The sequence below is a fragment of the Enterococcus sp. LJL51 genome, from assembly GCF_049894025.1.
Lineage (GTDB): Bacteria > Bacillota > Bacilli > Lactobacillales > Enterococcaceae > Enterococcus_L.
In genome coordinates this window covers 183347-205238 of sequence record NZ_JBNEQE010000003.1, presented here as the reverse complement: position 1 = coordinate 205238, position 21892 = coordinate 183347, and the positions used below count along the sequence as shown (strand labels likewise).

Sequence of the window (21892 nt, the reverse complement as noted above, 5' to 3'; positions counted from 1 at the left end):
GATGGCGTTGGAAGCTGGTTTAATACTATTTATCGTTTTTGCCATACTGCTGATATTAGGAATGCCGATTGCAATCAGTATCGCCGTTTCTTCTATAGCCACATTATTGTTAGTTGTTCCATTTGATATTGCAGTATTTACTTCTGCTCAAAAAATGGTGTCCAGTCTAAATAGCTTTTCGTTGGTCGCAATACCGTTCTTTGTTCTCTCGGGAATTATTATGAATGGTGGCGGAATAGCGGAAAAGCTCGTTAATTTTGCCATGTTGTTTGTCGGTCGGGTGCCAGGAGGTTTAGCACATACGAATGTTTTAGGGAATGCGTTGTTCGGTTCAATGTCAAGCTCAGCGATTGCTGCTTCAACAGCCATTGGCGGAGTGTTGATTCCTCAGCAGGTAAAGGCTGGGTATGACCGGAAGTTTGCAACAGCAGTGAACATTGCTTCTGCACCAACAGGCATGGTTATCCCGCCCAGTACAGCATTTATCATGTATTCACTGGTTGCCAGTGGTGCATCGATTTCCTCATTGTTTCTCGGCGGTTATCTGGTAGGTGCTCTATGGTGCATCGGAATTATGATTGTTGCATTTATCCATGCTAAGAAAAACAACTATAAAACAGTTACTCGTTCTGAAATTGGAGCAGTTGGCACAGTGCTGAAAGAAGCGCTGCCAAGTGTGATGCTGATTGTTATTATTATCGGCGGAATCCTAACAGGTTTGTTTACAGCAATCGAAGCGTCAGCAATTGCGGTTGCCTATTCATTACTCATTGCGATGTTTTTCTACAAAACAGTAACGGTGAAAGACATTCCTAAAATGCTAAAGGATGCGGTGTTAACAACAGGAACGATTGCTTTCTTATTGGCAACATCTTCAATGATGTCTTTTGCAATGGCTTTTACCGGCATTCCTCAAGCAATTAGTGCAGCGATTTTAGGTCTGACAACAAATAAACTGTTAGTACTGCTGCTGGTAAATATTGTATTGTTATTAGTTGGAATGTTTATGGATGTAGGTCCGGCAATCTTGATTTTCACACCAATTTTTCTGCCGGTTGTAACCAGTGTTGGCGTAGATCCTGTTCATTTTGGACTTTTTGCCATCATGAATCTGTGTGTCGGCTCAATCACACCGCCTGTAGGAACCGGCCTGTATGTTGGAGCCAGTGTCGGCGGGGTTAAGGCTGAAAAAATGCTCAAGCCGCTTATTCCATTTTATCTAGCAATTTTAGCGGTACTCTTCTTGATTACCTATTTCCCGCAAGTTGTTATGTGGCTGCCAAATCTCGCTTCTTAATCACATTCACCACTGTTTATCTAATTAATCACCCCAAATTTTTGATTGGATAAACCAACAAACAACCAGAGAAGGCAGTTTTTATAGATTGAAGGGGGGAGCAAGCATTATCTGAATTGTAAAATAAGCAAAGGTTTGGACAGGAGTATTAGGATATGGAGAGTAAAAAAACAAGAAACGCTGCGTGGGAATCGAGTAGCGGATGATTGAGACTTATGTAGAGCTTTTCATATTTTCAATAGGACTCGATTTTTTTCCAAAGAGTCTGCTTCTGAAATACTGTTTTAGGGGATGGCGACATGCAACTGTCACATCCTCTGTTTCTTATTTATAGCAGTGGACAATTTAAAATAATGCCCGCTGGTTATTTTCTGGGTAACACGAATTTTATTTTACGTGTGATGCAAGGCTTTCAAGTATATGAAGCAATCAATAAAAGAATTTACTAATAAAGTGAGGGTACTAATTTGTATAATTTAACAGTTCGAGGCCATGATTTAACAGGAGGGTACTCTATAACAGATTTGCCGGCAAAAATTAAAGAAGCTGGCATAGAAAATGTTCAACTGGCATTAGGTATGTCGTTTCCGAAATTAGCAAGCGGCAAGGAAAACTTATCTCCAGGATTTGGAACATTTATAAAAAATGAATTTATGAAAAGTGGTGTTCAAATTGCCATTTTGAGCTGCTATATCAATATGATTCATCCTAATCAAGATACAAGGGAGGAGCTTCTGCAGAAATTTGAAGCTTACGTACAGTATGCAAAATACTTTGGTGCTTCTATGGTAGCTTCTGAAACTGGGAATGTCTTACCAGAAATTGTCTTTACGGAACAGAATTTTACAGAAGAAGCTTTTGAATTAGCCGTTGAATCGATTCAGCGGCTGGTGAAGTGTGGAGAAAAGTACGGTATTTTAGTAGGAATCGAGCCGGGTTTAAACCATCCGATTTACTCTGTTGAGCGTATGAATCAGCTGATACAACGAATTGATTCTGATTATTTGGGTGTTGTTTTGGATGCGACCAATTTGATTACCGCTGCAAACTATCAGCAGCAAACCACTATTTTAAAACAGGCATTTGAGCTGTTTGGTGAAAAAATTGCTGCAATTCACCTGAAAGATTTTGTTATTGAAGCTGGAAAGGTTATTCCAGCAGCTGTAGGAGAAGGCTTGATGGACATCGAAGGGATGTTGGAGATTATTAATACTCATAAACCTTTGATAAATATTGTTTTGGAAGAAACAAAAAATGAGAAAATCAGTAGAGCTAGAGAATTAATAGCCAAATTTAAATAAATTACAGTGTAATCAAGTAATAAAGTCTCTTCAAAAATATCTAGGGACTAGATCAGATAAACGTTTTTAATAGTAGTCGATTTATTTTGGCAAAAAAGAAAGTTCATAGAGAAGTCTAATGTAAAAAATTATAGCTCAGCATTAGACGAACGAACTTCCGACCCAGGACATACTCATGAAGGAAAAAGAAAGTGAGAAAATTGAAAGAATCTGTTTTCCTGTTGGTAGTAATGAACTAGACTGAAACTATCAATTCAATGTAGAAGGGCACTTTTTTCATGAAGGTCCTCTTTGTTTTTCATCTCAAGTCACTGATTCTCGTCAAGCACGCAAGGTGGTTCATTCATTATCAGCTAGTGTGATGATTGTTTTTTTGCTACTTGGTAAATTGTAACGAATGGGAAGAAAGTCATTTTTTCGCTTTGCGTAATAAAACGATTTTGAAACACTTTATTAGTTTGGAAAATGGTGTTCCTTCAAAAGACACCATTTGTCGAGTCATGGGAATGATTTATCTCTATCGAGTACAGGATTGTCTCCAATAGGAAGGAGCCAGTAAAGAATTGAAGCAGCTGTAGAAGCAATAGGGAATTACTCGCTGTTAGTATAAGGAATACAGCGAGTTTGACGCTATTTAGGAATGGAATAGGCACGATTTTAGCTGAGTCGCTTCCGGCTAGCTGTTTCAATTCATTAGTGCGGTCTCCGGATTTCTGTTTTGCCCTTGACTAAGTATCTATAATCAAGAGAGTTAGTTTCATACTTTTGTCGTACTTCCAACTGGAACCTCGTTTACTTTAAAAATAGCCTATGCTATATTAATTTTATAAAGAGGTTCTTGTTATCGAGTTGGAGGAGTAAAAATGAAAAAGAAAAATAGTGTGGGAAAAAGAAAAAAAGATGAAACCGGCAATTTTTTTTTCGGAATTATTCTTTTAGGGATTGGTTTGTTTATGCTGTTTAACCGAGTCTATGTAAGTTCTTCTTGGTATAGCACGAACTTTTTCAGATTTGGCCGGTATGGTTTTTCTAACGGATTGGTAGTTATTCCGCTAATTGCCGGGATTGTTTTGTTTTTCTATAATATGAAATCGGTGATAGCTAAGCTATTGATGGGTTTAGGTGTTGTTCTAATCGTCTTTAGTATTATTACTAGCGTGCATATTCGCTTAATGGCAACACCGCTTTATGTTTATATCTTGATTATGGTATTGATAGGTGCTGGTGGAGGAATGACCTTAAAGGCTTTAATGAATGAAAGAAAATAAGTGTATTAGTTTGAATAACTGTTTTACATCAAAGCTGCTTGTAAGACTAAAAATTAAATAACAGCGTAGAGCTTAAAACAAAAATCCGATTTTGTTTTAAGCTCTTTTTTGATTAAAAGAAACGATATGAGTCATCTAGGTGGCTGATTGAAAGTAACTGATTCTTTCTACCTTGTCAGTGTGACTGGAAAGATACCTTCCTCTAATACTGCGAAAAATAAGAACCTTAAATAATAGAGAAACTGGTAAAGCATTTAACGCTAGCCGATTTTTCTGTAGCTACTGGGGGAAAGACCAGTTCTTTTTTTAAACAAACGACTGAAATAAGCAAAGTTTTCCAAGCCAACTTCCATTGCAATTTCTTTGATGGACTGCTTGGAATAGCGAAGTAAATCTTTCGCATAAGAGATTTTCTTATTAATCTGATAGCTAATAGGCGGTTGGCCAATATAGCGGGAAAAATCTTTGTTCAACTGGTATTTGTTGACATGAAATAGCTTTTCCAGCTGTTCCATGGAAATGAACTCTTTAAAATACTGATCCAGAAAATCCTTCATAGCAAGTACGTGATCAGGAATTTCTTCATAGGTAAAATCCAGTTGATTTTTCTGAAGCAAAAGCTCGTTTAACAGCTGATGAAGTAAAACCGAAACCTGATAATCCGTCTGGGCGTGCTGATTTTCTTGTATTAGCAGCATCTGATTGATAATCAAATGAATAGGATTAGTTAGTGTGGTCATTTCTGTGTGAAAAACATTTGTGCCATTTTTCATAAATTCCTGATAGAAGGCCTCTGCATTTCCGCCAAAAAAATGAATCCAATCCATTTCCCAAGGTTCGTCGCTGGTTGTCTGATAGTGCTGATACTCACGGCAGTCGATAAAGAAAACGTCACCCTTTTTCAAAATATAATGTTGATTCTTATAGATTAGTTTTCCTTCCCCAGAATGTGTAAATTTGACTAAAAAAGACGGGAGATTTGCTCGTTCAGTAAAGTAGGGCTGATGAGCCTTAAAGTGACCGATTTCTTGAATATAATAGAAGAGCTCGCGGCTTTTCTGATCAGGTGTATTAATGTATCGAGTAGAGTCAGGGCTCCATGAATGATTCGCATTTTCCCAATAGGACATAGCTAATTTCCCTCCTTTAAATGTATATACCAAGATAGTGCAATTATATATCAAAATTGTGTGATGTAAAAGAATTGATTTGATACTATTATTACTTTGTAAACAAATAAATAAACTATTTTTGCTAAAAATGACATCGCTTTATTTTTATATCAAAAAAGTGTAATAGAAGGTGGAAGAATGAAAGAAGCATATATTGCCGTCGATATTGGTGCTTCCAGCGGTCGGCTGATGAAAAGTAATTATGAGCTAGATGATCGGATTACTTTAGAAGAGGTTCATCGCTTTAAAAATGGCTTTTCCCAAAAAGATGGGCATGATCGCTGGGAAATCAACCGTCTGATAGAGGAAATAATTAACGGGTTGGAAAAAGTCAAACAATCCGGTATAGAGAAATGCTATGTGGGAATTGATACTTGGGCGGTTGATTATTGTTTAATTGATAAGCACGGCTGCTTAAAAGAGGCGCCTATTTCTTATCGGGATGATCGGACGAAAGGCGCTGTACAGGAATTTACCAGACACTATTCCTTAGAAAAGCTTTATGAGAAAACCGGCATTCAGATTCAGCCCTTCAACACTATTTTTCAGCTGCTGGCAGAAGACCAGCAAAAACTGAGGGAGGCACACCAGCTGCTGCTGATTCCTGATTATATAGGCTACGTGTTTACTGGGAAGGCAGTAACAGAAAAGACAAACGCTTCAACCATGCAGCTCTTAAATCCGGAAAGCAAAAATTGGGATGGTGAATTGTTAAAGCTGGTTGGTCTTAGAGAAGAACAGCTGCCCCCATTAGTAGAAGCTGGGACAGTACTGGGTACTCTTTTGCAAGAAAAATTCCCAACAAGGGATTTGCCGGAAGCCACATTTATTACTGTAGCAACACACGACACAGCTTCTGCAGTCATCGGAACTCCAGGCTGCGGGGAAAACTGGGCATATATTAGCAGCGGTACCTGGTCTCTTCTAGGAATCGAGACAACGTTGTTTAATGTTTCCCGACAAGCATTTTTTGAAAACTACACAAATGAATGGGGCGCCCATAACACGATTCGCTTTTTGAAAAATATTATGGGAATGTGGCTGATTCAGGAGGTTGCAAGAATGCAGAAATATCAGTATAGCTATGCGGAGCTTGCCGAGCAGGCTGCTGCGGCTCCTGGATTTCAGCAGTTCATTGATGTGAATGACCCAGTATTTCTAAATCCAGATAATATGATTGAAGCATTACAAAGCTATTGCCGCAATACGAATCAAAAGGTTCCAGAAACAGCCGGCGAATTGGCCAGATGTATCTACGATAATCTAGCCCTTTGCTATGCTGTAGAGCTGGAAAAAATGGAAGGCTTGACTGGAACTGGAGAAAAAATCAATAAGCTTCATATTGTCGGGGGCGGTGCAAATAATCTATTTCTTAATCAGCTGACTGCTAATGCAGCAGGCATTCCAGTTGAAGCAGGCCCTGGCGAAGCAACAGCCATTGGCAATATTCTAATGCAGATGATTGCTACCGGAATTTTTAACAATCTTGAAGAAGCCCGCAAGGTGATTCAAAAATCCTTTGATTTTTCTATTCATCAGCCGGAGCCATTTGATAATCAAATTATTGAAGCATATAAATCTATGATAGAAGGAGCAAAAAAGTAAATGACTGATGTAAAACAACGATACGAAGATGCTAAGAAACGATATGCTGCTGTTGGTGTGGACACGGATGCAGTAATGAAGAAAATGAACGACGTAAAAATTTCCATGCATGTTTGGCAGGGGGATGATGTTAAAGGGTTTCTAAGTGACGAGGAGCTCTCCGGAGGAATATCTGTTACCGGCAACTATCCAGGGGCAGCACGTACACCGGATGAGCTGAGACAGGATTTGGAAAAAGCTTATGGACTGATTCCTGGGAATCATAAACTAAACCTGCATGCGATTTATCTTGATACAGATGAAGCAGTTGATTTAAATGAAATTGAGCCGAAGCATTTTGAAAAATGGGTCTCTTGGGCTAAAGAGCAAAAGCTGGGATTGGACTTTAACCCGACCTTTTTCTCTCATCCAATGTACAAGGATGGATTTACTCTAGCATCACCAGATAAGGAAGTTCGCGATTTTTGGATTGAACATGGAAAACGTTCAAGAAGGGTTGCTGAATATTTTGGAAAAGAGCTGGGACAGGTTTGTGTAAATAATTTCTGGGTTCCTGATGGCTTTAAAGACAACCCTATCGACCGTTTGGCGCCAAGAAGAAGATTGATGGAGTCTCTTGATGAGATTTTTTCAGAAGAGCTAAGCACAGAGTATACGCTGGATGCGGTTGAAAGCAAACTGTTCGGGATTGGTTCAGAAGCCTATACGGTTGGTTCTCATGAATTTTATATGGGCTATGGGTTAACTAGAAACAAGCTTGTCTGTTTGGATGCTGGTCATTTCCATCCAACGGAAGTGATTTCCAATAAACTGTCTTCCTTGTCTCTATTTAGTAAAGGGATTCTTCTACATGTGAGCCGTCCGATTCGCTGGGACAGTGATCATGTGGTCATTATGGACGACGAGTTACAGGAAATCGGTAGAGAGCTGGTTCGCAACGACTTGCTGCCAATAACAAATATTGGCTTGGATTTCTTTGATGCAACGATTAACCGGATAGCAGCTTGGGTGATTGGTACAAGAAATACTCAAAAAGCGATTATGAAGGCAATGCTTGAACCAACCGAAGAGCTGAAGGCTATCGAAAATTCAGGAGATTATACAACTCGTTTAGCGATGATTGAAGAACTAAAGGATTTTCCATTCGCTGATGTCTGGAATTATTACTGTGAAATAAATGGAGTACCTGTAAATTTAGACTGGCTTGCTGAAGTTAAGCAGTATGAAAAAGACGTATTGAGTCAAAGAATGACTGGTAATGGTAAAGAAAGCTGCCGTTTTTCGTAGAAAAAAGCTTATTAATGGAAAATCGAAGGAGAGACAAACAGAATGATGAAAAAAATGGATATGCTACATGCACCTTTTGTGCAGGAAATGACAAAAACTACGGCAAATCTTTACCGCTTAGGCTGGGATGAACGGAACGGAGGAAATATTTCTTATCTGCTAACAGAAGAAGAAATCCTACCCTTTCTTAATCCGGAAAATGTGCTTAGAACAATCCCAATGATTTTTGACGGCAGTAAGCTGGCGGGCAAATATTTTATCGTGACAGGTTCAGGGAAATACTTCAAGAATGTTTGCGATGCTCCTGCTGAAAACTTAGGTGTGGTGCGCGTAAGCAAGGACGGAAGTGCTGTAGAGCTCTTATGGGGTTTAGAGAACAATGCTGTACCAACCAGTGAGCTTCCCAGCCATTTCATGAGCCATATCGCTCGTTTGGAAGTTGATCCTGACAATCGGATTATCATGCACAACCATGCCAGCCATTTGTTGGCTATGAGCTTTACACATGAGCTGGATGAAAAAGCATTTACCCGCACCTTATGGCAAATGTGTACAGAATGCTTAGTTGTTTTCCCGGAAGGCGTTTCTATTATTCCTTGGCTAGTACCTGGAACCAATGAAATCGGTGAAGCAACTGCAGCAAAAATGAAAGAAACGCGCCTTGTTTTATGGCCGCAGCATGGGATTTATGGAGCTGGTAAAGATATGGATGAGGTTTTTGGATTGATTGAAACAGCGGAAAAAGCAGCGGAAATCTATACGTACGTCTGCGCGCAAGGTGGAGTGAGACAGACAATTACCGATGAAAATCTCTGGGCGTTAGCTGATGCCTTTGGTGTAGAACCAAAAGCAGGTTATTTGAAAGAAAAATAGGAGTGCTTAGATGATTAAAAAAGCAGTGAAAATGAAAGTATATCCTGATAAGCATGAAGAATATAAGCAACGGCACGATGAGCTATGGCCGGAAATGAAACAAATGCTTAAAGAATACGGCGCAGTGAGCTATTCAATCTTTTTGGATTCGGAAACAAGTACACTTTTTGCTTATCTGGAGATAAAAGATGAACTGCTGTGGGGAAAAACAGCAGCAACAGCTATTAACCGCAAATGGTGGGATTACATGGCAGATATTATGGAAACCAATCCAGATAACTCGCCAGTTGCAGAGGACCTGTTGCCAGTATTTGAATTATAATGGAATAGATTGAAGAAAAAGAGGATTCTGTTTCAGCTTCTTTTTCTTCAAGGATTTTTTGCAGCGGAAGGCATGGTAAGGGTAATTGGGAAACGTTTACTTTTGCGCAGAAATGAAGAGCTGCGGCTTGGAACCGTCTCTCTTTTAGATAAACTTGTGAAAAATAACACATGAGGAGGAAATAGGAAATGGCAAACAGAATGGTATTAAACGAAACATCGTATTTTGGAAAAGGGGCAATTGCAGAAGTGCCGGGAGAATTCCAAAAAAGAGGCTTTAAAAAAGCGGTTGTGATTACCGACAAGGACTTGGTGCAGTTTGAAGTTGCAACAAAGGTTACGGCTCTGTTGGATGAAGCAAGTATTAGCTATAGTGTCTATGACGGAATTGTTCCAAATCCTACAATTCAGAATGTCAAAGATGGCGTAGAGGCAGTCAAGGAGGCCGGAGCAGACTGCATTATTGCGATTGGCGGCGGCTCTCCTATTGATACAGCGAAAGCAATCGGGATTATTGTAAACAATCCAGAGTTCGCTGATGTCCGCAGCTTGGAGGGCGTGGCGGCAACCAAGCAGCCTTGCTTGCCTATCTTAGCCGTGCCAACCACTTCAGGTACTGCAGCGGAAGTAACAATTAACTACGTAATAACAGATGAAGAGAACCATCGTAAGTTTGTTTGTGTCGACCCTCATGATATTCCAATTGTGGCTTTTGTAGACAGTGATATGATGATGGGAATGCCGAAGGCACTGGCTGCCGCTACAGGCATGGACGCCATGACGCATGCGATTGAAGGCTATATTACCAAAGGTGCCTGGGAAATGACGGATATGCTTCATATCAAAGCGATTGAAATCATCGGTCGTTCGCTAAAAGACTCTGTCGCTGGTCATCAGGCTGGACGGGAAGCCATGGCGCTGGGACAATATATTGCCGGTATGGGCTTTTCCAATGTAGGATTGGGACTAGTTCACGGGATGGCCCATCCATTGAGTGCTTGGTATAACATTCCTCATGGTGTGGCCTGCGCTTCTTTATTGCCAACGGTTATGAAATTTAATAAGGATTTTACCGGAGAAAAGTATCGGGATATCGCCCTAGCATTAGGGATTAAAGACGCAGAAACATTGTCCATCGAAGCGGTGCGTGATGCAGCCTGTGAAGGGATTGATCAGTTGAGCAAGGATGTAGGAATCCCAGCTACCATTTCTGAACTGGGCGTGAAAGCTGAAGACATTCCACAGATTGCTGCTGATGCCTTTAAAGATGTCTGTACACCAGGCAATCCAAGAGATGCTTCAGTGGAAGAGATTATTTCTCTTTATCAAAGCCTGATGTAAGATATATGAATGAAGAAAACTCGTTGAACTTCTACTCGATAGAAGATTTCAGCGAGTTTTTTATCTGTCGACCGTCAATACTGTAAAAAGAACGGGGGATCGACAGCAGACGAAAACCTTGATATTATTGACTTCTTGTTAAAAGTGCTCTAAAATCTATAAATAAAGAGCAAAAAAAAGCGAGGTCGACAGAAATGCCCTGTTCAGCTCAGTCATAGCAAGGGCTAAACAAGAGCCGGTTTTAATCTAAACATAGTGTAATGTGAATGAAATTATCGCTCGTTACGGTGGCTATGGAGTAGACGTTTTAATCTAAACATAGTGTAATGTGAATGACGAACCTGAGACGGCTTTCTGAATACCTTCTATCGTTTTAATCTAAACATAGTGTAATGTGAATTTCATCAGCCTGAAATTCATCATATAAAACAAGTTCGAGTTTTAATCTAAACATAGTGTAATGTGAATAGCTTTTCATATTGCTTCTACAGGAAGAAAAGGACCAGTTTTAATCTAAACATAGTGTAATGTGAATAAAATCGCTAAACGCTTCGGTAAATCTGCGATTAAGTTTTAATCTAAACATAGTGTAATGTGAATACGCTCTTCTCGGAGCAGGCACTCGGCTTTATCCCTGTTTTAATCTAAACATAGTGTAATGTGAATGTTGCATGGTATGAACATGATTACACATTATTTTCGGTTTTAATCTAAACATAGTGTAATGTGAATTCGTCAAAATCAATGCCTATCTGCTCGGTTGTTGGTGTTTTAATCTAAACATAGTGTAATGTGAATATCTTTCTTTAGTTCTTTTGCTTTATTCAGCAAGTTGTTTTAATCTAAACATGGTGTAATGTGAATTGCATACATTAAGCATAGAAACGGAACAGAGTCAGGGTTTTAATCTAAACATAGTGTAATGTGAATATTGAACGTGTAGCACTTTGTGTGCCTCCTTCAAAGTTTTAATCTAAACACATTGTTGACATAAACTTGAATTCTTTATGTTTTAAAGAGCCAATATAAGATCTGTTCATTAATACTTGACCTTGAGCGATTTTGCTTGTATTATACTACTTGGGCACCTTTGAGAAGGTCAGAAATTGAACATTATCCGCTCCCTATTCTTTTTGGATAGGGGCGTTTTCTTTTTTTATTTGGTATGTCGGTGAAGATTCGTTAATTTCCTAGCTAGATATGTCTGAATAAAAGCTGTTCAATATCCTCTCCAAAATTATCATAAGAAAAGAAGGGGTTTTTGTAATTATGACAAAATATATTTTTGTTACCGGTGGCGTTGTTTCCTCAATCGGAAAAGGAATTGTAGCTGCCTCTCTCGGACGCTTACTTAAAAATCGCGGTTTAAAGGTGACGATTCAAAAATTTGATCCTTACATTAATGTGGATCCGGGAACAATGAGTCCCTATCAGCATGGAGAAGTATTCGTTACAGATGATGGTGCCGAAACAGATTTGGATTTAGGACATTATGAACGCTTTATTGATATCAATTTAAACAAGTATTCAAATGTTACCACAGGAAAAATTTATTCCGAAGTTCTTAGAAAAGAACGTAAGGGGGAGTATCTAGGGGCAACTGTTCAGGTTATTCCTCATATTACCAATGAAATCAAAGACAAGATTATGCGTGCAGCGAAAATGACCGATTCTGATATCATCATTACAGAAGTCGGCGGAACAGTAGGGGATATTGAGTCTCTGCCGTTTCTGGAAGCTTTGCGTCAGATGAAAGCTGATGTAGGAACAGACAATGTGATGTATATCCATACAACCCTAATTCCTTATCTAAAGGCTGCTGGAGAAATGAAAACCAAGCCGACACAGCATAGTGTGAAAGAACTGCGTGGTCTGGGTATCCAGCCAAATATCTTAGTCGTTAGAACGGAATTACCTGTTTCTCAAGGAACTAAAAATAAATTGGCGCAATTCTGCGATGTAGAACCGGAAGCAGTTATTGAATCAAGAGATGTAGAAACGCTTTACTCAATTCCATTGGCTTTACAAGCACAAAACATGGATCAGATTGTCTGTGACCATTTGAAGATTGATGCTCCTGCTGCAGATATGACCGAATGGCGTGCATTGGAAGAAAAAGTATTAAACCTGAAAAAGAAAACCAAAATTGCTCTTGTTGGAAAATATGTTGAACTACCAGATGCGTATATTTCAGTAGTAGAGTCCTTGAAGCATGCAGGCTTTTCATTTGATTCAGAAATTGAAATTGACTGGGTAGATTCACAAGCAGTAACGGCTGAAAATGTTGGTGAATTACTTAGCGGAGCAGATGGGATTTTGGTTCCAGGAGGCTTTGGTGATCGCGGGATTGAAGGGAAAATTGAAGCAATTCGCTATGCTCGTGAAAGTGATGTACCATTTTTAGGAATCTGTCTTGGTATGCAGATGGCTTGCGTGGAATTTGCCCGTAATGTGGTTGGCTTAGAAGATGCCGGATCAGCAGAAACCAATCCGGATATTACCAATAATATTATTGATTTAATGGCAGATCAGGAAAATGTAGAGAATCTGGGTGGAACTCTCCGCTTAGGACTGTACCCTTGCAAACTAAAAAAAGGCAGCGTCACGGCAGCGGCCTATGACAATCAAGAGGTTGTTCAGGAACGCCATCGTCACCGCTATGAATTTAACAATAAATACCGTCAGATTTTCGAAGAAAATGGTCTAGTCTTTTCTGGTGTATCTCCAGATAACCGTCTGGTTGAAATTGTTGAAATTCCAGAGAAGAAATTCTTTGTGGGCTGTCAGTTCCATCCGGAATTGATTTCCCGTCCGAACCGTCCGCAAAAATTGATTCAGGGATTTGTCGGAGCGGCTCTTAAAAATAGTCAAAGTAATTAGTACTTAAAAATAGAGAAAAGCATCTGAGTTTTTTGGCTCAGATGCTTTTTTATTGATAAAGGGGAATAAGCTATCTAGGTATCCTGTAAAGGCTACACAGAAAAGTATTTTGCCAATGTTTGGCTTTACGAGCAAGCTTACTTCAGCAGTAAGGCGAGTCAGTCTCATGATAAAGAACATCATGTTTCTGACTCGCCTTATTGTTTGAGAGAGCTACTTTTGCGTCTACGGTTCTCACTCTGTTGCAATCCTCGAAGCATACAAAGACTGGAACGCCGTTTATTCGGATTTTAGAGAAATAAGAGTTCAGGCATGTACTTATGTCCCACTCACTTTCCTAATTGTAATCAGCCTGGTGCAGCGGGGTTATCATTCTCGGCATTTTCGCCATCACCGCCGCCAGGAGTAACAGGTGGTGTGACGTCGCTGCTGTCAGTTGTTGGCGGCGTTGGTTCTGACGTTTGAGTTGGTGGTTCTTGTGTCGATGTTTCTGTTGGCGGAACGACAGGTGCTTCTGATGTAGATGTACTTGAAGTAGAATCCGTTGTACTGCTGGATTCACTTGTCGTGCTGCTTTCAGTCGAATAGCTGGAGGTGTATACAGGAGCCTGTTGATTGGTTGCACCTTTAACATAAAGCTCAGCACCAATTCGAACAACATCGTCCGGCATAACCCAGTCATCGTTTGAAACATTCTGAGATAGGTAAGTCATCATTTCACGGTATACATCTGATGCAGTTCCCCAGTATTCTGAATGAATCGGTGTCAAACGGTCGTCGTAGCCGGTCCATACTGAAACAGCATAATGCGTAGTGTAGCCAACAAATGTGCTGTCTGGTGCAATATTTGAATAAATACCAATTTTTTCAAGGTCAGCATCTGTATAGTTGGCTGTTCCAGTTTTGCCAGCTTGAATCAAGCCGTCAATGCCGGCGTTAAATGCTGTTCCGCCGTTAATAACATCCTTAAGCATATCTGTCATCATATAGGCAGTTGATTCTTTCATTGCCCGTTTACTTTCAGGAGCAAATTCTTCTTCAGAATCGTCTTGATAGACCACCTTGTGAATATACGAAGGCTTGTTGTACATTCCGCCATTTGCAAAAGCGGCATAAGCAGAAGCCAGTTTTAAGGAAGAAACGCCATATTCTTTAGCATCTTCGCCCTCGTTCATATTACTGGAAATCGCATTTGCTTCATTTAAGGTCTTGAATTCAATGCCTAGATTTTTAAGAAATTCTCCAGCCTTATCTTTTCCAACTGCGTTAAATGTTTGAACAGCTGTGGTATTTCGTGAACCCATAATCGCCCGTCTCATAGTGAGTGCGCCATAATATTGTAAATCGGCGTTATAAACAGGTGTTTTATCTGTATAAGTCGTTGGCTGATCGTACATAATTTTACCAGTAGAATAATCCAAGTATTCAATCGCTGGTCCATAGTCAATCAATGGTTTCATCGTAGACGCCATGTCTCGCCGATTATTTGTCGCTAGATTTTCCGCTCGCTGAACATCATCAGGGACATTCCGTCGGCCAATCTGAGCGCGTACCTGGCCAGTCTGAACATCAACGACAGTAGAAGCAACCTGCATATTCTCATCTGGGTAAGCAACGTATTCCTCAGTGTTAATGATGTCGAATAATTTCTTTTGCGCCTCCATATCAAGATTTGTGTAGATATCAAGGCCGTCAGTATAAACATTTTTACCAGTTTTTTCTTCTACTTCAGCAATTACTGCTGTAACGTAATTATCAACGATTTTTCTTTCATCGCTTGATTCACTTTGAGGCAGCAGACCATCTTCAATCGGCGCTGCTTTCGCCTGTTCATATTCAGCAGTGCTAATTTTATCATTTTCTTTCATCGTATAAAGAACAACATCGCGCCGTTCTTTCGCTAGATCAGGATGGACATAAGGGTCATAGTCATTAGGTGCTTGGGGCATCCCGGCAAGCATCGCTGTCTGCGGCAGGTTCAGTTCTGACAAAGGTTTGCCAAAATAAGTTTCAGCTGCTGTTTGCATCCCGTAAAGACCGTTTGCCATGTATACCTTGTTGATATAATAGGTAAGAATCTCGTCTTTTGATTTTTCTCTTTCCAGCTTGACGGCCATCCAGGCTTCCTGAGCCTTCCGTTTCAATGTCTGATCAGATTCCTTTGTTGAAAAGAAGGAAAGCTTAATCAGCTGCTGAGTCAAGGTACTACCTCCTTGGAGTCCGCCGGTTTTGAAATTTGAAAAGGCAGAACCAATAATCCGAATAGGATCAACCCCGTTGTGCTTATAAAAGCGCTTGTCCTCTACAGAGACAACTGCGTCTTTCAGCAGCTGAGGCACGTCATTCGGCTGAATCAGCTCCCGCTTTTCAGACCCTAGTTCTTCAAAAACGTTATTATTGATATCATAAAGCTTTGAAGAAACTGTATCGCTTAGCCGGTCGTCATCTAAATCTGGCGCATCCTTTGCGTAGAACCAAAAAAGAATGGCACCGCCTAAAAGTGCTGTAAAGCCTAATGAGACTAAAACAATTAATATTCGAATAAAAATATTTTTCTTTTTTTTCGGCTGGCCGTTTGACCCTGAACCAGTCGGGGCTGAACCAGCTGAGAAATGGGAATGTTTCTGTGAACGTGTCCCTAATTCGCTTGACATATACTACCTACTCCTTTATCTTAACAAAAATCAGTCAGTCTTCTTTTCAAGATAGCGCGCGACTGCATCTAAATACGGCACTCTGGGTGCTAGCCCCAGCTTGATTTCTATTCCTTCGGTTTCAAGTACTTTCAGTGGCAGGGATTTTTTTCCTGTCTGCTGTTCTGTCCAATAATGGATGAGCGTTTCAGCACTTAGAAAAAAGCAGCGGTTCAGTGAAGAAAACCATAATAGCACGAAGCAGATTCCTTGTTGCTCAAGGCATTGTGCCATATGATCAATCTGATGCTGGTGAAAGTTTTTAAAAGGAAAAGATGTTTTGTTCTTGGTTTCTTTTGCTTCAAAATCTAGATAATACCCTTTATATACACCATTATAATCTGTGGTGGAAGCTTGTCTGAAGTAAGCTTCCTTGATGACAGCAGCACTTCTCCGAGGATAGTCAACCTTAACGATTTGAATAGGGGTGGGTTTCTTATGAATCACAGCAAGACGACGGTTTAGGTAATAAGTATTACTTAGATTAATCTCGTCTTCAAAATTCATGCCCCGTTTAGCAAAGTCGACAGGTTTCTTTTTCTCTTGTTTTTTTTGATTGTTTGCTTCATTATTATTGAAGGGAGTACCATTTGGATAATGGAAAACCATTTATATCACACTCCTAGCGAATATTATAGCAAAAAATGTGAACGAAAGAAAAGGAAACTCTTATGGAAGTAATAAAAACTGTCTTTGTTACGGGCTATAGAAGCTTTGAACTCAATGTATTTCAGGAAAATGACCCGAAAGTCGGGGTTATTAAAAAAGTGTTAAAAAGTGAACTGATTAACTTTCTGGAAGAGGGAGTTCAGTGGTTTTTAATTGCCGGAAATTTGGGTGTAGAGCTTTGGGCAGGAGAAATTGTGCTGGAGCTGAAAGAAGAATATGAAGTCAATCTGGGTGTGATTTATCCATTTATGGGGTTCGGTGAAAACTGGAATGAAAAAAATAAAGAGCTGCTTGAAAAAATCGAGGCAAATGCCGACTACGTTGATTATGTCAGCCGGCAGCCGTATCAATCGCCGGCACAGCTCAAGAGTCATACTGCATTCATTTTAGATCATACACAAGGCTGTCTGCTTATATATGATAAAGAATATCCAGGGAAGACGTTGTTTTTTGAGAAGGAAGCAGAACAGTTTTCCGAAACCCATTTCTATGAAAAACGGATGATTTCCATGGATGATTTACAAAATTTTGCATTAGAATAGAGAATCTGTTTGATTTTCCGCCTGTTTTTAGATACAATGAAAATGTTGAATTGTGAATTCGAGTACAGAAATATAAATATGAGGTGTAGATATGGCAAACTTGATATACAGCCCAAAGGAAATTTTACAAAAAGAGTTTAAATCAAAAATGCGTGGTTATGATCCGATTGAAGTGGATGAATTTTTGGATAACGTCATCAAGGATTATGAAGCATACAACAAAGAAATCCTTGCTTTACAGGAAGAAAACAGCAGACTTTCCGCAAAGGCTGATCAGGCAGCTAAAGTGCAGCCGTCTATGCCGGGCAGAAGCTCAGTAGTTCCAGATGCGCCTAAGAGTGCAGCCGTAACTAACTTTGATATTCTGAAACGTCTCTCTAATTTGGAGCGTGAGGTTTTTGGCAAGAAGCTGGATGATACACCAGCTGCGGCGCCAACACACCATGCAGCGCCAGTTTACGAACCGGCACCGCAAACACCAATCGACAACACAGAAACACGTCAATTCTAAAACTATCATGATCCTGTAATTTTCGGGTTACCGCGGTTTGATTAAATCAGGCTGAGGAAAGTCCATGCTCGCACAGACTGAGATGTCTGTAGTGTTCGTGCTTAGCGAAACCATAAGCTAAGGTATTCCTTTGAGAATAACGGCAGGAAAAAGGGCTAAGGCTTCGGCTATGCCTGAGTATCCTTGAAAGTGCCACAGTGACGAAGCAGCGTGGGAAACGACGCTGGTGGAACGCGGTAAACCCCTCGAGCGAGCAACCCAAACAATGGTAGGGGCACTCTTCTAAAGGAAATGAACGAGTAGAAGAGGCAGAAATATCTGCAGATAGATGGTAACCATCAGATTCTTTTACCTGAGAGGATTTGATACAGAACATGGCTTACAGAAAATTACAGGCAATCAGGCTGACCTTCCAACGTTGTTGTGAAGGCTTTTTTTTCGAAAAAGACTAGGACTTGTTTGAAAAATGCAGCAGAAACGAATTTTTCATCCAGATTCTGGGTTGATTAAAAAAATCCGATGACAAACAGCAGATTTGCAGAAGAAAGAGCAAATTACGGTTGATTTGGAGCATGAACAGTAAACAAAGCAGCACTATAATAGAAAGAAGGCGCATAACATGGCAAATAAAACATATCAGCTGGTAGCAACAGCAGCCAGCGGTCTAGAAGCATTAGTAGGAAAAGAACTGAGAGACTTAGGGATTCCTTGTGAAGTTGAAAATGGACGGGCAAGGTTTGAAGGAACGATGGAGACGATTGCTACGGCTAATCTTTGGCTGCGTACAGCAGACCGAGTGAAAATCATCGTGGGTGAGTTTGATGCTTTTACGTTTGATGAGCTTTTTGAACAGGTGAAAGCTTTGCCCTGGGAAGATTTTTTACCCTTTGATGCAGAGTTTCCAGTAGCAGGTAAATCAATAAAATCCAAGCTTTACAGTACACCAGACTGTCAGGCAATTACGAAACGGGCGATTGTTAATCGTTTAAGAGAGGTATACCACCGTCCTGCTAGTGTACCGCTGCCAGAGACAGGCGCATTTTTTCAGCTAGAGGTTGCACTGTTGAAGGATCATGTGATTGTGACATTGGATACGACAGGTCCTAGCTTATTTAAACGGGGGTACCGCTTGGATAAGGGCGGCGCACCGCTGAAAGAAAATATGGCGGCGGCTTTGGTGATGCTGACGAACTGGCGCAAGGACCGGCCATTTTATGATCCTGTTTGCGGTTCAGGAACCTTGTGTATTGAGGCTGCTTTGATTGGCCACAATATTGCTCCAGGCTTTAACCGGGAATTTGCTTTTGAAGCTTGGGATTGGTTTGATTCAGCAGTAACTGAAAAAGTGAGAGCAGAGGCAGAAGCGCAGGCTGACTATGATGCAGTGCTTGATATTGCCGGTTCAGATATCAACGGGCGGATGATTGAGATAGCCAAGGCAAATGCGGCAGAGATTGGTTTAGGTGATTCTATCCAGTTTAAGCAACTGGCAGTGAAGGATTTTTCTACAGATAAAGAGTATGGAGTAATTGTTGCCAATCCTCCGTACGGTGAGCGTTTGGGCGAAGAGGAGACGGTTCGGGAGCTTTATAAAGAAATGGGCGAGGTCTTCCGTCCATTAAAAACTTGGAGTAAATACATTCTGACTAGTGATTTAACCTTTGAGCAATATTATGGAGCGAAGGCGACGAAGAAAAGAAAACTGTATAATGGTGCATTGAGAACGGATCTGTTTCAATTTTGGGGAGAACGTCCGCCTAGGAAGCCAAGAAATGAGGAGAAAGAGGGATAGGCATGAATGAACAACAGTTTCTGAAGGAAGTAAAAGAAATTGATTTACTGAACCAGTCATTAGGCTTGCTTGAATGGGATAGCCAGACTGGTATGCCGGAAGGCTCCAATGAATTTCGTGGAGAAGTTGTCGGTTATATTAACAAGCTGGCATTTGAAAAAAGTACAGGACCAATTATTCAGGAAGCAGTAACCTTTTTTTCTGAGCATCCTGAGAAGCTTTCAGAGGTTGGCGGGGAGGTTTTCAAGGAGATTAAGGAAGAATTCGAGCGAAACCACCGCATCCCCGCTGAGCGCATGCAGGCGTATCACGGCGAGATTTCTAACGCTCATGCTGCCTGGCTGCAGGCTAGAGCAGATCAGGATTTTGCGGGCATGAAACCATCTATCAGCCGTCTTGTTTCCTATTTAAGAGAATTTATTCCCTATTGGCAAAAGGATGAAAAGACCCCCTATGATGTTCTTTTAAATCAGTATGAACCGGGGTTAACAGTGGAAAAACTGGATCAGCTTTTTGCTGAGCTGAAAACCGGCATTATTGAACTAAGAAAAGAATTGGCAGAAAAAGGAACACCGCCGCGGACAGATTTTCTGAATAGAAAGGTTTCAAAGGAGCAGCAGCGGACATTTGTAACAAGGGTTGCTGAACAGCTGGGCTACGATTTTTCTAAAGGACGTTTGGATGATACGGTTCATCCCTTCATGCTTGATTTGAACCGCAACGATGCCCGGATTACTACCCGCTGGGATGAGCAAAACTTCTCAATGGCTGTGTTTGGTGTTATTCATGAAGCCGGACATGGTATTTACGAGCAAAACATCGATTCAAAATATGATTACACGCCATTGTCAACAGGGGCTTCAATGGGTATTCATGAGTCACAGTCTTTGTTTAATGAAATCATTTTAGGCAGCAATCGGAATTTTTGGCAGAAACAATATCCGCTGTTCCAGAAATGTACAGAGGGAACCTTTGACGATATTGATTTTGATACATTCTATAAAGGGTTAAAAGAAACTAAATCCAGCTTAATTCGGATTGAAGCGGACAGTCTTACGTATCCTCTGCATATCATTATTCGTTATGAAATAGAAAAAATGATTTTCAATGATGCTGTTGATTTGGAACAGCTGCCTGCTATTTGGGCAGACAAGTATGAAGAATATTTAGGGATTCGCCCGCAGAATGATTTAGAAGGAGTCTTGCAGGATGTTCACTGGTCTGGCGGGAGCTTTGGCTATTTTCCATCGTATGCGTTAGGTTATATGTACGCTGCCCAGCTGAATCATGCGCTGCAGCAGGAGGTTGCCGTTGATGAGGTCCTTCTTTCAGATGATTATTCACCAATTTATAACTGGATGACAGAGAAAATCCATCGTTACGGGGCTTCGAAAAAGCCGAATGAGCTGATTGTCGGTGCTACTGGAGAAGAGCTGAAGGCCTCTTATTTACTTGATTATATGAAGTCTGTTTATTTTGATGTTTATCAAGTTGAAAAATAGGTCATAGAGAGTGTTTGTTCTAAACTATTTTATGCTAAAATAGATAAAACAAGCTCATTTTGAATGCTGCTGAGAGCTGCTTAGAACTATTTTTATAGATAAGAAGGGGATGGACAGCTGTGTTATCCATTAATGATTATTTACAAGCCGGGGAAACCGTCGTTTCTAATCTTGTTATCGAAAATTATCGGAAAATCGGATTGAGTGATGAAGAATTTCTGTTTTGGCTGCAGCTTTACCGTTCCCAAAAAAAAGGGGACCTTTTCCCCGACCTGCTGGCAATTAGCGAGATGCTAGAAAAACCGAAGGAGAAGGTTTATCAGCTGTTGAACGAGCTGGTTTCCAGAGGATATATTCGAATTGATACAAAGCAAAATGAGCAGGGTCAGATGATGGATACCTACGATTTGCTGCCGATATTTGATAAGATTGCCGGTTTGCAGAAGAAACAATTGATTCAAAAGGAACAGCAGTCAGAGGAAAATGCAGTGAAAACACTTTATCAGGATTTTGAAAAAGAATTTTCACGTCCGCTCTCGCCTATTGAACTGGAAATGATTGGGCAGTGGCTGGAAACAGATGGTTATAAACCGGAGGTCATCCGATTAGCCCTTAGAGAAGCCGTTTTGAATCAGGCATATAGCTTAAAATATATTGACCGGATATTACTGGCATGGGAAAGAAAGAATTTAACTACAAAGGAACAGATAGCCGAAGATCAGAAGCGGCGCAAGCAGGCGCTGCAGCAAAAAGAAATTGAAGCAGAGAGCAGCGTACAGGAGCCGCTGCCTAAGGTAACACTGCACAATTGGCTGAATCCTGAAGACAGCGAATAGGA

18 protein-coding genes, 1 other RNA gene and 1 CRISPR repeat array are annotated in these 21892 nt (G+C 40.5%); of the genes, 16 read left to right on the top strand and 3 right to left on the bottom strand.

Annotated elements, in window-relative coordinates; all coding sequences use genetic code 11:
• Position 1 precedes the first annotated feature (1 nt).
• The 4 genes from ACPWSO_RS04990 (at position 2) to ACPWSO_RS04975 (ending at position 3866) form a co-directional block, all read left to right on the top strand.
• Positions 2-1297, top strand: a complete 1296-nt coding sequence (locus ACPWSO_RS04990) for a TRAP transporter large permease (RefSeq protein WP_426081720.1) — start codon at positions 2-4, stop codon at positions 1295-1297.
• A gap of 467 nt (positions 1298-1764) precedes the next feature.
• The gene (locus ACPWSO_RS04985) at positions 1765-2598 is read left to right on the top strand and encodes a sugar phosphate isomerase/epimerase family protein (RefSeq protein WP_426081719.1); all 834 of its coding nucleotides are present in this window, start codon (positions 1765-1767) and stop codon (positions 2596-2598) included.
• A gap of 365 nt (positions 2599-2963) precedes the next feature.
• The gene (locus ACPWSO_RS04980; RefSeq protein WP_426081718.1) at positions 2964-3143 is read left to right on the top strand and encodes a transposase family protein; all 180 of its coding nucleotides are present in this window, start codon (positions 2964-2966) and stop codon (positions 3141-3143) included.
• Positions 3144-3461: 318 nt separating this feature from the next.
• On the top strand, positions 3462-3866 hold the full coding sequence (locus ACPWSO_RS04975) for a hypothetical protein (RefSeq protein WP_426081717.1): 405 nt from the start codon (positions 3462-3464) through the stop codon (positions 3864-3866).
• 260 nt (positions 3867-4126) lie between these two features.
• Here the strand turns inward: ACPWSO_RS04975 and ACPWSO_RS04970 are convergent, their stop codons facing one another.
• Complete coding sequence (locus tag ACPWSO_RS04970; protein WP_426081716.1) at positions 4127-4996, bottom strand: helix-turn-helix domain-containing protein; 870 nt, start codon at positions 4994-4996, stop codon at positions 4127-4129.
• Positions 4997-5176: 180 nt separating this feature from the next.
• Between ACPWSO_RS04970 and rhaB the strand changes: the two genes are divergently transcribed.
• The 6 genes from rhaB (at position 5177) to ACPWSO_RS04940 (ending at position 13345) form a co-directional block, all read left to right on the top strand.
• Positions 5177-6643, top strand: a complete 1467-nt coding sequence (gene rhaB / locus ACPWSO_RS04965) for a rhamnulokinase (RefSeq protein ID WP_426081715.1) — start codon at positions 5177-5179, stop codon at positions 6641-6643.
• Entirely contained in the window at positions 6644-7930 is a 1287-nt protein-coding gene (gene rhaA / locus ACPWSO_RS04960) for an L-rhamnose isomerase (RefSeq protein WP_426081714.1), read from the top strand.
• Between the two features lie 45 nt (positions 7931-7975).
• Positions 7976-8803: a rhamnulose-1-phosphate aldolase gene (gene rhaD, locus ACPWSO_RS04955; RefSeq protein WP_426081811.1), complete on the top strand. Its 828-nt coding sequence runs from the start codon at positions 7976-7978 to the stop codon at positions 8801-8803.
• Between the two features lie 10 nt (positions 8804-8813).
• On the top strand, positions 8814-9125 hold the full coding sequence (gene rhaM / locus ACPWSO_RS04950; RefSeq protein ID WP_426081713.1) for an L-rhamnose mutarotase: 312 nt from the start codon (positions 8814-8816) through the stop codon (positions 9123-9125).
• 188 nt (positions 9126-9313) lie between these two features.
• Complete coding sequence (fucO, locus tag ACPWSO_RS04945; RefSeq protein WP_426081712.1) at positions 9314-10465, top strand: lactaldehyde reductase; 1152 nt, start codon at positions 9314-9316, stop codon at positions 10463-10465.
• Between the two features lie 238 nt (positions 10466-10703).
• Positions 10704-11395: direct repeats of the CRISPR family, unit length 30 nt; unit sequence GTTTTAATCTAAACATAGTGTAATGTGAAT.
• A 339-nt stretch (positions 11396-11734) separates the two neighbouring features.
• The gene (locus ACPWSO_RS04940) at positions 11735-13345 is read left to right on the top strand and encodes a CTP synthase (protein ID WP_426081711.1); all 1611 of its coding nucleotides are present in this window, start codon (positions 11735-11737) and stop codon (positions 13343-13345) included.
• Positions 13346-13692: 347 nt separating this feature from the next.
• Here ACPWSO_RS04940 and ACPWSO_RS04935 read toward each other — a convergent pair whose 3' ends face one another.
• On the bottom strand, positions 13693-15999 hold the full coding sequence (locus ACPWSO_RS04935; protein WP_426081710.1) for a PBP1A family penicillin-binding protein: 2307 nt from the start codon (positions 15997-15999) through the stop codon (positions 13693-13695).
• A gap of 30 nt (positions 16000-16029) precedes the next feature.
• On the bottom strand, positions 16030-16647 hold the full coding sequence (gene recU / locus ACPWSO_RS04930; protein ID WP_426081709.1) for a Holliday junction resolvase RecU: 618 nt from the start codon (positions 16645-16647) through the stop codon (positions 16030-16032).
• Positions 16648-16709: 62 nt separating this feature from the next.
• Here recU and ACPWSO_RS04925 point away from each other — a divergent pair, with 62 nt between their 5' ends.
• The 6 genes from ACPWSO_RS04925 (at position 16710) to ACPWSO_RS04900 (ending at position 21890) form a co-directional block, all read left to right on the top strand.
• Positions 16710-17249, top strand: coding sequence for a DUF1273 domain-containing protein (locus ACPWSO_RS04925; RefSeq protein ID WP_426081708.1), 540 nt, complete (start codon positions 16710-16712; stop codon positions 17247-17249).
• A gap of 91 nt (positions 17250-17340) precedes the next feature.
• Positions 17341-17760 carry a cell division regulator GpsB gene (gene gpsB, locus ACPWSO_RS04920; RefSeq protein WP_426081707.1) on the top strand — a complete coding sequence of 140 codons (420 nt, stop codon included), beginning with the start codon at positions 17341-17343 and terminating at the stop codon, positions 17758-17760.
• An 18-nt stretch (positions 17761-17778) separates the two neighbouring features.
• Positions 17779-18147, top strand: an RNA gene (rnpB, locus tag ACPWSO_RS04915) — RNase P RNA component class B.
• Between the two features lie 232 nt (positions 18148-18379).
• Complete coding sequence (locus ACPWSO_RS04910) at positions 18380-19552, top strand: THUMP domain-containing class I SAM-dependent RNA methyltransferase (RefSeq protein ID WP_426081706.1); 1173 nt, start codon at positions 18380-18382, stop codon at positions 19550-19552.
• A 2-nt stretch (positions 19553-19554) separates the two neighbouring features.
• Positions 19555-21054 (top strand): carboxypeptidase M32, encoded by a 1500-nt coding sequence (locus tag ACPWSO_RS04905; RefSeq protein WP_426081705.1) that lies wholly within the window; start codon positions 19555-19557, stop codon positions 21052-21054.
• Positions 21055-21173: 119 nt separating this feature from the next.
• Positions 21174-21890 (top strand): DnaD domain protein, encoded by a 717-nt coding sequence (locus ACPWSO_RS04900; RefSeq protein ID WP_426081704.1) that lies wholly within the window; start codon positions 21174-21176, stop codon positions 21888-21890.
• Positions 21891-21892: the final 2 nt, after the last annotated feature.

What these genes read in the sequence shown, in the direction of transcription:
- fucO (WP_426081712.1), top strand. Translation starts at nt 9,314, where the DNA reads ATGGCAAACAGAATGGTATTAAACGAAACATCGTATTTTGGAAAAGGG.
- ACPWSO_RS04925 (WP_426081708.1), top strand. Translation starts at nt 16,710, where the DNA reads ATGGAAGTAATAAAAACTGTCTTTGTTACGGGCTATAGAAGCTTTGAA.
- gpsB (WP_426081707.1), top strand. Translation starts at nt 17,341, where the DNA reads ATGGCAAACTTGATATACAGCCCAAAGGAAATTTTACAAAAAGAGTTT.
- recU (WP_426081709.1), bottom strand. Translation starts at nt 16,647, where the DNA reads ATGGTTTTCCATTATCCAAATGGTACTCCCTTCAATAATAATGAAGCA.
- rhaB (WP_426081715.1), top strand. Translation starts at nt 5,177, where the DNA reads ATGAAAGAAGCATATATTGCCGTCGATATTGGTGCTTCCAGCGGTCGG.
- rhaM (WP_426081713.1), top strand. Translation starts at nt 8,814, where the DNA reads ATGATTAAAAAAGCAGTGAAAATGAAAGTATATCCTGATAAGCATGAA.
- rhaD (WP_426081811.1), top strand. Translation starts at nt 7,976, where the DNA reads ATGAAAAAAATGGATATGCTACATGCACCTTTTGTGCAGGAAATGACA.
- rhaA (WP_426081714.1), top strand. Translation starts at nt 6,644, where the DNA reads ATGACTGATGTAAAACAACGATACGAAGATGCTAAGAAACGATATGCT.
- ACPWSO_RS04910 (WP_426081706.1), top strand. Translation starts at nt 18,380, where the DNA reads ATGGCAAATAAAACATATCAGCTGGTAGCAACAGCAGCCAGCGGTCTA.
- ACPWSO_RS04975 (WP_426081717.1), top strand. Translation starts at nt 3,462, where the DNA reads ATGAAAAAGAAAAATAGTGTGGGAAAAAGAAAAAAAGATGAAACCGGC.
- ACPWSO_RS04970 (WP_426081716.1), bottom strand. Translation starts at nt 4,996, where the DNA reads ATGTCCTATTGGGAAAATGCGAATCATTCATGGAGCCCTGACTCTACT.
- ACPWSO_RS04990 (WP_426081720.1), top strand. Translation starts at nt 2, where the DNA reads ATGGCGTTGGAAGCTGGTTTAATACTATTTATCGTTTTTGCCATACTG.
- ACPWSO_RS04935 (WP_426081710.1), bottom strand. Translation starts at nt 15,999, where the DNA reads ATGTCAAGCGAATTAGGGACACGTTCACAGAAACATTCCCATTTCTCA.
- ACPWSO_RS04940 (WP_426081711.1), top strand. Translation starts at nt 11,735, where the DNA reads ATGACAAAATATATTTTTGTTACCGGTGGCGTTGTTTCCTCAATCGGA.
- ACPWSO_RS04905 (WP_426081705.1), top strand. Translation starts at nt 19,555, where the DNA reads ATGAATGAACAACAGTTTCTGAAGGAAGTAAAAGAAATTGATTTACTG.